This window comes from Sphingomonas yabuuchiae, from assembly GCF_001477495.1.
Taxonomy (GTDB): domain Bacteria; phylum Pseudomonadota; class Alphaproteobacteria; order Sphingomonadales; family Sphingomonadaceae; genus Sphingomonas; species Sphingomonas yabuuchiae_A.
Genome location: NZ_LDTF01000117.1, coordinates 1 through 8,691, shown reverse-complemented (window position 1 = coordinate 8,691; position 8,691 = coordinate 1). Strand labels below are relative to the sequence as shown.

Sequence of the window (8,691 nt, the reverse complement as noted above, 5' to 3'; positions counted from 1 at the left end):
GGCAAGGGCTATGCGTTCGAAGCGGCGACCGCCGCGCATCGCTGGATGGACGAGCATCATGCGCCGCCCGCGACCCAGTGCATCATCTCACCCGCCAATCTTGAATCGATCCGGCTGGCGGAGCGGCTGGGCTACGTCCTGCACGACCGGCCGACCTATCGGGGGGAGGCGCTGCGATTTGTTCGAACGCGCTGAACGTGGCCTTCGACGCCCCGCCACCTCCGATCCAACCCCGCTTACCTCCCCCCGCCCCCTCCCCATCCTCGCGTACACACGTAAGGGACGCAGTTTTACCACTCATGCAGCTTGTCATCGTCGAATCGCCCGCCAAGGCGAAGACCATCGAGAAATATCTGGGGTCGGATTACCGCGTCCTGGCGAGCTATGGTCACGTCCGCGACCTGCCGCCCAAGGACGGCTCGGTCGACCCCGACCAGAATTTCGCGATGGAGTGGGAGAATTACGCGGACAAGGCACGCCAGCTCAAGGCGATCGCCGACGAGGCGAAGAAGGCCGACCGCCTGATCCTGGCCACCGACCCTGATCGCGAGGGCGAGGCGATTTCGTGGCACGTGCAGGAGGTTCTGAAGAACCGCAAGGCGCTGCCCGACAATGTCGAGCGGGTGACGTTCAACGCGATCACCAAGCCCGCCATCCTGCACGCGATGCAGAATCCGCGCGAACTGGATACCGACCTGATCGACGCGTACCGGGCGCGCCGCGCGCTCGACTACCTGGTCGGCTTCACCCTGTCGCCGGTGCTGTGGCGCAAGCTGCCCGGTGCGAAGTCGGCAGGCCGCGTCCAGTCGGTGGCGCTGCGCCTGATCGTCGGGCGCGAACGCGAGATCGAGGCGTTCCGCCCGCAGGAATATTGGTCGGTGACGGCCGATATGGAGCAGGACGGCACGCCCTTCGTCGCGCGTCTGGTCCAGTGGGAGGGCAAGAAGCTCGACCGCCTGTCGATCGGCAATGAAGGCGACGCGACTCGCGCCAAGGCCGATGTCGAGGCGGGCCGTTTCCAGGTCCAGTCGGTCGAGACTAAGCCCGCGACGCGCAACCCGCCGCCGCCCTTCACCACCTCCACGCTGCAGCAGGAGGCCGCGCGCAAGCTGGGCTTCTCGGCCGATCACACGATGCGGATCGCGCAGCAGCTCTATGAGGACGGCGCGATCACGTACATGCGGACCGACGGCGTCCAGATGGACGGATCGGCCATCTCGGCGGCACGGAAAGCCGTGGCCGAGCGCTATGACGCGTCTTACGTCCCCGACAAGCCGCGCATGTACCAGTCCAAGGCGAAGAACGCCCAGGAAGCGCACGAGGCGATCCGACCGACCGACTTCTCGCGCGATCGTGCGGGTTCGGGCGATCATGGCCGGTTGTACGACCTGATCTGGAAGCGCGCGCTGGCGTCGCAAATGGCCTCGGCCCGGATGGAGCGCACCACCATCGACATGGCCGACGGCACCGGCCGCCATATCCTGCGTGCGACCGGCCAGGTCGTGCTCTTCCCCGGCTATCTGGCGCTGTACGAGGAAGGCCAGGACGACAGCCAGGACGAAGAGGCGCGCCGCCTCCCCCGCCTGCGCGAAGGCGATGCGCCTGCCAAGAAGGAGGTGAAGGCCGAGCAGCACTTCACCCAGCCGCCGCCGCGCTTCTCCGAGGCGTCGCTGGTCAAGCGGATGGAGGAACTGGGCATCGGGCGTCCGTCGACCTATGCCTCGATCATCAAGACGCTGAAGGACCGGGCCTATGTCCGCGTCGAGAAGAACCGCTTCTTCGCCGAGGAGAGCGGGCGGCTGGTGACGGCGTTCCTGGAGCGCTTCTTCGAGAAATATGTCGGCTACGACTATACCGCCGAGCTGGAAGAGGAGCTGGACGACGTGTCCGGTGGCCGTGCCCAGTGGCAGGCGGTGCTCGACGCCTTCTGGCGCGACTTCAAGCCGCGCACCTCGGAGGTGATGGAGCAGCAGCCCTCAGCGATCACCGCCGAACTGGATCAGTTCCTCGCGCCCTATCTCTTCCCCGAAAAGGCGGACGGGTCGGACCCGCGCCTCTGCCCCAATTGCGGCGAGGGCAAGCTGGCCCTTCGTGGTGGCCGATTCGGCGCGTTCATCGCGTGCTCCAACTATCCGGAGTGCAAATATACCCGCCGATTCGCGCAAGGCGGCGAAGGGGCTGGTGAAGATACCGGGCCGGAAACGCTGGGCCAGGACCCCGAAACCGGGCTGCCGGTCGAACGCAAGTCGGGGCGGTTCGGCCCCTATATCCAGCTGGGCGAAGGCAAGGACGCCAAGCGCGCTTCGATCCCCAAGGATGTCGATCTCGACCTGGAATGGGCATTGAAGTTGCTCAGCCTGCCGCGCACCATCGGCAACCACCCGGAAACGGGCGAGCCGATCACCGCCTCGATCGGGCGCTATGGCCCCTATCTGGCGCATAGCGGCAAATACGCACGCCTGACCTCGACCGCCGATGTGTTCGAGACGGGCATGAACGCCGCCGTGGTCAAGCTGGCCGAAGCGGCGGCGGGTGGCGGCCGCGCCGCGCGCGGCACCGCATCGCGCGAACCGCTGAAGGTGCTGGGCAAGCATCCGCGTACCGAGGCGGAGATCAAGCTGATGGAAGGGCGCTACGGCCCCTACGTCACCGATGGCGAGACGAATGCGACCATCCCCAAGACGGTCGACAAGGACCAGCTGACGCTGGAAGAAGCCGCACAACTGATCGACGCGCGGGCGGCGGCGGCTCCGACCCGCAAGAAACCGGCGAAGAAGGCGGCAGCGAAAAAGGCGCCTGCCAAGGCCAAGGCCACGGCCGACAAGAAGACCGCAGAGAAGAAGACACCCGCGAAAAAGGCACCTGCCAAGAAAGCCCCGGCAAAGAAGGCGAGCGAAGCCTGAGTCGAATATGATCCCGTGAGCTGATCCCGGCCCGCCCCGTCCGGGCGGATCAGCGCGCGGCGGTCAGCCTAACTCGGACGCGTGTATCCAGCGATTTCCGGCCAAACACGCAGCCGTTTGACATGTGAAGGGCATTCTCGGCGCCCGGGAAATGTCGCCCTTTCAGGATTTCGTCTGCTCCGCCAACGGCAAGAGCTTGTTGAAACCTCGGCGAAATAGCAGCGCGACTGCCAGTCCGATGATCCCAGCCAGTGACCGGCCATGGGAATTATTGGCCACTATCCAATGCGGCAAATTCGCATAACGTTCGAGCATGATCGTTACGGACAGGCTGACGGCTATCGTCACCCCAAGGTGAACGGCGAGACGCCAGAGGCTGATGGTCACCGTGCCAGCGGTTACGCCTTGTTCTTTCATGGCCCACACTATCCATCATCAGGACCAGCGATGGCCAGGCTGTGTTTAGCGGAGGATCAGGCGGCGCGCATGTGGGTCATGTTGCCGTGTAGGAAAGCGCGGGCCTGGCGCTGCGCCTCGGCGATTTCGCGCGCGGTCATGTCGCCGGCCACCTCGGCACGGGCGATCTGCGCTGGCAGGAAGCCTGCGACCGCCGCCAGATTGAACCACTTGTGCGCCTCGACCAGGTTCAGGCGCTTGCCCCCCGAGCCGGTCGAATAGGCGACCCCCAGGTCGTACATCGTCGCACCGTCGTCGGTCGCCACCTGGTCGGCGAACCGGCTTTCCATCAGGAATTGTGCGGATTTGCTGCTGTTGGCCATATCCTGCCCCTCTGTTCGGACGCCTCTGCGTCCGACTCTGGGTCTATGGCCAGAACGGTCACAAATTGGTTAACTCATGACAGGTCGGTGACAGCGATATTATCGATCAGTCTGGTCGATCCCATACGAGCAGCGGCCACCAGACGGCGCGGATGATCGTTGGTGCAATCGAGTGAAAGTGTTACCGCGTCGACCAGCTCGACATAATCGACCTCGAACCCGGCGGCGGTCAGGGTCGCGCGGGCATCGGCCAAAACGGTCGCTGCGTCCTCGCCCCGTCCGATGGCGCGCGCCGCCACGCCCAGCGCGCGCGGCAAGGCGACCGCCTTGGCCCGCTGTTCCTCGTCGAGATAGATGTTGCGCGACGAGAGCGCGAGGCCGTCATCGTCGCGCTGGGTCGGCACGCCGACCACGTCGATGGGGAAGTCGAGATCGGCGACCATGCGGCGGATCACCGCCAGCTGCTGGAAATCCTTTTCGCCGAAATAGGCCGCGTCGGGGCCGACCTGGTTGAACAGCTTGGCGACGACGGTGGCGACTCCGTCGAAATGACCGGGGCGCGATGCCCCCTCCAGCCCTTCGCTGACGCCGTCGACGCGGATCGCGGTCGCATGCCCCTCGGGATACATCACCTCGACGCCGGGCATCCACAGCAGGTCGCAGCCCGCCTCGGTCAGCATGCGGATGTCGGACTGCTCGCGCCGGGGGTAACGCCCCAGATCCTCGCCCGCGCCGAACTGCTTGGGGTTGACGAAGATCGACGCCACCACCTTGGTGCCCGGCCGCTTCGCCGCTTCGACGAGCGCGATATGCCCGGCATGGAGCGCGCCCATGGTCGGCACCAGCGCCACGCGCGCGCCCTCGGCACGCAGAGCGGCGAGTGCCTCGACCAAGGCTTCGCGATCCCGAATGACTTGCACTGATTTTACCCCTCGTTCCCCACGCCGAGGGCTTCTATGTAGGGTGGCAACGGGGATCAATAAGGAAGCGACGAGTTGCCGGAACGGCTATCTTCAACGCACGTGATTGTCTTTGCCAATGAAAAAGGTGGCACCGGCAAATCGACGACGGCGGTTCATGTGGCGATCGCGCTGGCCGCCAAGGGCGCCCGTGTGGCGTGCCTCGATCTGGATCATCGCCAGCGGACGGTGGGCCGCTATCTCGACAACCGAGCGGAGACGATCAAGCGCACCGGGCACAAGCTGCCCATGCCGGTCCATGCGACTCACACCAGCCAGACCGAGGAGGGATTCGAGGAGCTCTGGTTCGGACTGTCGCAGGATGCCGATTTCCTGATCGTCGACACGCCGGGCCGCGACGATCATTTCGCGCGGACGGCGGCGGCCTTGTCCAACACGCTGGTCACGCCGATGAACGACAGTTTCGTCGACTTCGACCTGATCGGCCAGGTGGACCCGGAGACGTTCCAGGTGACGCGTCCCAGCTTCTATTCGGAGCTGATCTGGGATGCGCGCAAGCAGCGGGCTCGCGCCGACGGCACCACCATCGACTGGGTCGTGCTGCGCAACAGGTTGCAGCATATCGAGGCGCGCAACATGCGCCGCGTGTCGGATGCGTTGACCGACCTGTCGCGCCGCGTCGGCTTTCGCGTCATCCCCGGCCTGGGCGAGCGCGTCATCTATCGTGAGATGTTCCCCAACGGCCTGACCATGATCGATGCCAAGGAATTCGGTGCGATGGGGCTGGGCCATGTCGCCGCGCGGCAGGAACTGCGCGAGATGATGGCCGCGCTGCAACTGCCCGAGGCGGGAGCGGAAGTGAGCGCCAAAGAGGCAAACGCCGCCGCGTGATGGGGGCCGCATGAAATGGCTGATCGCGCTGGCGGTCATCTGGCTGGTGTGGCGCTATATGCCGCGCCCGGCCAAGCCGAAACCCGCGCCCCGGCTGCCGCGTGACGAGGCGGACGCGCTGGCGATCCTCGACCTGCCGCCGGGGGCCGATGTCGAGGCGATCCGCCAGGCGCATCGCCGCCTGATCGGGCAGGTCCATCCCGATCGCGGCGGCTCGGCCGATCTGACGCGGCGAGTGAACGCCGCGCGCGACCTGTTGCTGGCACGCCGTGATGCCTGATCCTGGGGCCGAGCGGGCCGCCGCGATCCACCCCAGCGCCTGCCGCGAATATGACGTGCGCGGCACCGTGCCAGAGACGCTGGACGATAGCGCGGCCTATGCGGTCGGACGTGGCTTCGCCACGCGGGTGCGGCGGGCAGGTGGCACCCGTGTCGTCGTCGGGCGCGACGGGCGGCTGAGTTCCCCCATGCTGGAAGCCGCACTGGTCGAAGGGCTGACCGACAGCGGTGTCGACGTCATACGCATCGGCCTGGGCCCCACGCCGATGGTCTATTTCGCCGAGGCGACCCTAGGTGTGGACGGCGCCGTACAGGTAACGGGCAGCCATAATCCCCGCGACGACAACGGCTTCAAGATGGTGCTGCGCCATCGCCCCTTTTTCGGCGAGGACGTGCAGGACCTGGCACGCATGGCGGCGACGCGCGACTGGACCGAGGGCGCGGGGAGCGTCACGCAGGTCGACATTCTCGACGCCTATGTCGACCGGCTGCTGGCGGGTTATGCGGGCGGCGAATACCGCATCGGCTGGGACTGTGGCAGCGGCGCGTCGGGTCCCGTCGTCGAAAAGCTGGTCCAGCGCCTGCCGGGTGAGCATCATACGCTGTTCACCGATGTGGATGGTCATTTCCCGCATCATCACCCCGATCCGACGGTCGAGGCCAATCTAGACGCGCTGAAGCGGCTCGTGGCGGACAAGAAGCTCGATTTCGGATTCGCTTTCGACGGCGACGGGGATCGGATCGGCGCGATCGACGGACAGGGCCGGGTGATCTGGGGCGACCAGATCTTGATGCTGCTGGCGGGCCCTGCCCTGGCCGAACATCCGGGCGCGCCGATCGTCGCGGACGTGAAGGCCAGCCAGGCGCTGTTCGACCATATCGAGGCGCTGGGCGGTCGGCCGGTCATGTGGAAGACCGGCCACAGCCTGATGAAGACCAAGATGCTGGAAACCGCCGCCCCGCTGGGTGGTGAGATGTCGGGGCATATGTTCTTCGCGGGCGAGTGGTATGGATTCGACGATGCCCATTACGCGGCGATCCGGCTGATCCGCGCCGCCCACCTGGCGGGTCGTTCGATGACAGAACTGCGCGGGGCGATGCCCGCGATGGTCGATATTCCCGAGACGCGGATCATGGTGGCCGACGCGGACAAGTTCGCCATCGTCGACCGGGTGGCGGCGGCGCTGGCTCGGCATGGCGCCGAGGTCAACGACACCGATGGCGTCCGGGTGCGGACGGCCGATGGCTGGTGGCTGTTGCGGGCGTCCAATACGCAGGCGGCACTGACCGTGCGCGCAGAAGCCGGGGATCGCGCCGGACTGGAGCGGGTTTTGGCGGAGCTGGACGGCTATCTGGCGGCGCAGGGGGTACGCCGGTAGCGTCGGGGCATGGGCTTCGACTTCGCTCAGCCTGAACGGAAGGCAGGACAGATTCCCCAAACCCGTTCAGCTTGAGCGAAGTCGAAGGCCAAGGGAAACCCTCTCCCAAGGGCTCCCCAAGGCCGATCAGATATCCCCGATCATCTCCGACAGAACCTCCAGGCACGACACGCCCAGCTTCGCCGAGCGCTCGCCGGACCAGCCATGGACGCGGTCCGGGTTCGGGGCATGATCCTTGAACGGCATTTCCAGCGTCACCGACACCGCGCCGAACCGCTCGGCAAGCTGGTTGGTCGACATGGCCAGGTTCGCATTGCCCGCGCTCGACTTCTCATAACCCATCTGGGTCTGGAAATCGGGCGTGTGCGCGGCGAGTCGGCGGCCGAACTCGTAGAATTTCGCGCCATGTTCCTCGGTCCAACTGGGAATCCCCTCGAACCCGGCAATGAAGTTCGCCGGGATCGCCTCGTCACCATGCGCGTCGATCGCGAAGTCGACGCCGGTCTGGTCCATGCGGTTGCGCACACAGAGCACTTCGGGGCTGCGCTCGGGGGTCGGGTCGTGCCATTCGCGGTTGAGGTTCACCCCCGCCGCATTGGTGCGCAGATGCCCGCGCCGCGTGCCATCGGGGTTCATATTGGGCACGACATGGACCGTCGCCGCCGCCAGCAGCGACTCGGCCGCCGGGCTGGTCAGCCAGTCGAGCGCGCCCTCCATCCACCATTCGGCCATCGATTCGCCCGGATGCTGGCGGGCATAGAGCCATATCTGCTTCGCGCCCGAGCCGAGGCGGAAATAGTCGATCGGCTGGCCGTCCAGCGTCTGGCCGATCTCTTCGTGATGGACGCCCTTTGCCGCGATTCGCGCGACCAGATCATGGTGACGCTCCATCGTATAGGGCTCGAAATAGGCGAACCAGGCGACGTCCGACTCGCCCGTCCACTGCCATTCCAGCACGCCGTCCGAATAACGGGTCGGCGTCATCCGCCATTCCCGCCGGTCGGTCGAGGCACGGACCTGATAGTTCGGCCAGCCATCGGGAAAGGCCGAATCCGCTCCGTTCAGGATGCGGAAGGTCAGTGTCCGGCCCTTCGCACCCCCGACCCGGAAATAGAACCACTGGTAGAAGTCGGAATCCTTGTCCCTGATGATCTCCAGGTCGACCCGGTCGCCCTCGACGCCGACGACGCGGATATTGCCGCCGTCGAAGGATGCGTTGATGGTCAGCGTCATCGTCTTACTTCACCTCGATCGTGCGGCCCGATTCGCCGGGGAATTTGGTGAACAGCGCATCGGCGAGCTTGGCGGCCTGCGCCTGCGCGTCCAGCTTGGCGAGGGCCTGAACCGGCGCGATGTTGCGCGCGCTGCCTTCCCAGATGGGCGACTGGTCGACGCGGCGCTTGATCTGGACCGACAACTCGGTGCCGATGATCTCCTGCGGCTGGCTCTTGCCGATCGGAAAGCTCAGCCCCCCGCCTGTCTCTTATCCCCATCTGACGCTGCCGACGAAGAGGCTTATTTACGACTCGGTTGTACCCCG

Annotated in this window: 10 protein-coding genes; 5 read left to right on the top strand and 5 right to left on the bottom strand. The window is 65.9% G+C overall.

The features are described from left to right. Both NS355_RS17130 and topA read left to right on the top strand, forming a co-directional pair. A partial coding sequence (locus NS355_RS17130; RefSeq protein WP_153008269.1) for a GNAT family N-acetyltransferase occupies nucleotides 1-195 on the top strand: 195 nt, incomplete at its 5' end. Between the two features lie 104 nt (nucleotides 196-299). After that, complete coding sequence (gene topA, locus NS355_RS17125; RefSeq protein WP_058746788.1) at nucleotides 300-2,903, top strand: type I DNA topoisomerase; 2,604 nt, start codon at nucleotides 300-302, stop codon at nucleotides 2,901-2,903. Nucleotides 2,904-3,065: 162 nt separating this feature from the next. On the opposite strand, the gene NS355_RS17120 is transcribed toward topA, so the two are convergent. The 3 genes from NS355_RS17120 to panC all read right to left on the bottom strand — a co-directional run bounded on the left by NS355_RS17120 (nucleotide 3,066) and on the right by panC (nucleotide 4,602). Next, on the bottom strand, nucleotides 3,066-3,320 hold the full coding sequence (locus NS355_RS17120; protein ID WP_058746787.1) for a hypothetical protein: 255 nt from the start codon (nucleotides 3,318-3,320) through the stop codon (nucleotides 3,066-3,068). Nucleotides 3,321-3,376: 56 nt separating this feature from the next. After that, nucleotides 3,377-3,682 (bottom strand): hypothetical protein, encoded by a 306-nt coding sequence (locus NS355_RS17115; RefSeq protein ID WP_058746786.1) that lies wholly within the window; start codon nucleotides 3,680-3,682, stop codon nucleotides 3,377-3,379. A gap of 74 nt (nucleotides 3,683-3,756) precedes the next feature. Continuing rightward, nucleotides 3,757-4,602 carry a pantoate--beta-alanine ligase gene (panC, locus tag NS355_RS17110; RefSeq protein ID WP_058746785.1) on the bottom strand — a complete coding sequence of 282 codons (846 nt, stop codon included), beginning with the start codon at nucleotides 4,600-4,602 and terminating at the stop codon, nucleotides 3,757-3,759. 75 nt (nucleotides 4,603-4,677) lie between these two features. Between panC and NS355_RS17105 the strand changes: the two genes are divergently transcribed. The 3 genes from NS355_RS17105 to pgmG are packed head-to-tail and all read left to right on the top strand — an operon-like array spanning nucleotide 4,678 to nucleotide 7,151. Further along, nucleotides 4,678-5,493, top strand: a complete 816-nt coding sequence (locus NS355_RS17105; protein ID WP_058746784.1) for a division plane positioning ATPase MipZ — start codon at nucleotides 4,678-4,680, stop codon at nucleotides 5,491-5,493. Between the two features lie 10 nt (nucleotides 5,494-5,503). Further along, the gene (locus NS355_RS17100; RefSeq protein WP_058746783.1) at nucleotides 5,504-5,773 is read left to right on the top strand and encodes a J domain-containing protein; all 270 of its coding nucleotides are present in this window, start codon (nucleotides 5,504-5,506) and stop codon (nucleotides 5,771-5,773) included. Then, nucleotides 5,766-7,151, top strand: a complete 1,386-nt coding sequence (gene pgmG, locus NS355_RS17095; RefSeq protein WP_058746782.1) for a phosphoglucomutase/phosphomannomutase PgmG — start codon at nucleotides 5,766-5,768, stop codon at nucleotides 7,149-7,151. The genes NS355_RS17100 and pgmG overlap by 8 nt, the downstream gene beginning before the upstream one ends. A 126-nt stretch (nucleotides 7,152-7,277) precedes the next feature. Here pgmG and NS355_RS17090 read toward each other — a convergent pair whose 3' ends face one another. Together NS355_RS17090 and NS355_RS17085 are read right to left on the bottom strand one after the other, a co-directional pair. Then, nucleotides 7,278-8,384 (bottom strand): M14 family metallopeptidase, encoded by a 1,107-nt coding sequence (locus NS355_RS17090; RefSeq protein WP_058746781.1) that lies wholly within the window; start codon nucleotides 8,382-8,384, stop codon nucleotides 7,278-7,280. 4 nt (nucleotides 8,385-8,388) lie between these two features. Beyond that, on the bottom strand, nucleotides 8,389-8,568 hold the full coding sequence (locus tag NS355_RS17085; RefSeq protein WP_209445129.1) for a hypothetical protein: 180 nt from the start codon (nucleotides 8,566-8,568) through the stop codon (nucleotides 8,389-8,391). Nucleotides 8,569-8,691 lie beyond the last annotated feature (123 nt).

What these genes read in the sequence shown, in the direction of transcription:
- NS355_RS17115 (WP_058746786.1), bottom strand. Translation starts at nt 3,682, where the DNA reads ATGGCCAACAGCAGCAAATCCGCACAATTCCTGATGGAAAGCCGGTTC.
- pgmG (WP_058746782.1), top strand. Translation starts at nt 5,766, where the DNA reads ATGCCTGATCCTGGGGCCGAGCGGGCCGCCGCGATCCACCCCAGCGCC.
- NS355_RS17090 (WP_058746781.1), bottom strand. Translation starts at nt 8,384, where the DNA reads ATGACGCTGACCATCAACGCATCCTTCGACGGCGGCAATATCCGCGTC.
- NS355_RS17120 (WP_058746787.1), bottom strand. Translation starts at nt 3,320, where the DNA reads ATGAAAGAACAAGGCGTAACCGCTGGCACGGTGACCATCAGCCTCTGG.
- topA (WP_058746788.1), top strand. Translation starts at nt 300, where the DNA reads ATGCAGCTTGTCATCGTCGAATCGCCCGCCAAGGCGAAGACCATCGAG.
- NS355_RS17100 (WP_058746783.1), top strand. Translation starts at nt 5,504, where the DNA reads ATGAAATGGCTGATCGCGCTGGCGGTCATCTGGCTGGTGTGGCGCTAT.